General features: G+C 61.8%; 1 protein-coding gene. It reads right to left on the bottom strand.

The genetic code is table 11. The features are described from left to right. Positions 1-9: 9 nt before the first annotated feature. Positions 10-958, bottom strand: a protein-coding gene (locus NKH83_RS31535; protein ID WP_352650035.1) for an IS630 family transposase whose coding sequence is annotated in 2 segments (ribosomal slippage) — positions 10-621 and positions 623-958 — 948 coding nt in all. Because the reading frame shifts where the segments join, the coding sequence is not laid out codon by codon here. Positions 959-1,052: the final 94 nt, after the last annotated feature.

Raw genomic sequence — 1,052 nt, 5'->3', positions numbered from 1 at the left:
TAGAGTCTTTCACGTTTTGACGGAAGCGTAGCCGGCGTTTGCGAAGTAGTTGTTGCATTCGGTTGCCTCGATCGTTTCAACGAGGTGGCCGATGTGGCGCCAAGTGTCCTCGGCGGTACGCTTCTGCGCTTGGCGCATCCAGTGTTTGATCTTGGCAAAGGCCTGCTCGATCGGGTTGAGGTCGGGAGAGTAGGGCGGCAAATACCAAAGCCTGGCGCCGGCGGCCTTGATCATCTGTCTGATGGCGGCCGACTTATGGCTTCCCAGATTATCCATGATGACGATATCGCCGGGCTTCAGCACGGTGATGAGCTGTTGCTCGACATAGGCGCGGAAGCATTGGCCGTTGATCGGGCCGTCGAAGACGCAAGGTGCCGCGAGCCTATCGCAGCGTAGCGCGCCGAGGAAGGTCAGCGTGCGCCAGTGGCCGTGCGGGGCCAAGCCGCGCAGCCGCTTGCCCTTCGGCCCCCAACCGCGCAGCGGAGCCATGTTGGTCTTGATCCAGGTCTCATCGATGAAGACCAGATGCTGCGGATCGAGGCCGGCCTGCCAAGAGCGCCATCGCTGACGCCTGCGGGCAATATCGGCGCGCGCCTGCTCAAGGGCGAACAGCGTTTTTTTTGAAGCTCAGGCCCTCGCGCCTCAAGAACATCCAGACCGCGTTGTGCGAGACCTTGACCCCGCGTGCGGCCAACTCATCCTTCAGACCGTGCAGCGTCAGATGCGGTGTCTCACGCAGACGCGCCTCGATGAAGGCACGGTGCGGCTCCAGCACCCTCTTGCGATGTCCGCCCATCTTGCCAGGCGCAACCGAGCCAGTCGCCCGATGGCGCTGCAACAACTTCACCGCCGCCGAAACCGAAATGCCGAACCGTTTCGCGGCCGACCGGCGGCTCTCGCCACCCAAAACCGCCGCTACAACACGTTCGCGAAGATCATCCGAAAGCGGTCGCGTCATCCGATGCTGGCCTCCACTCCAGCCAGCATCTTGAATCACAGAACCGACTGATCGGGAATCCCCTTCGATTCCGTCAAATCAGGAACCGCTCTAG

The sequence above is a fragment of the Mesorhizobium sp. M0909 genome (assembly GCF_040319515.1).
Taxonomy (GTDB): Bacteria; Pseudomonadota; Alphaproteobacteria; order Rhizobiales; family Rhizobiaceae; genus Mesorhizobium.
Note: the sequence above shows the minus strand (reverse complement) of the source record. Positions and strands in the feature narration are given on the sequence as shown.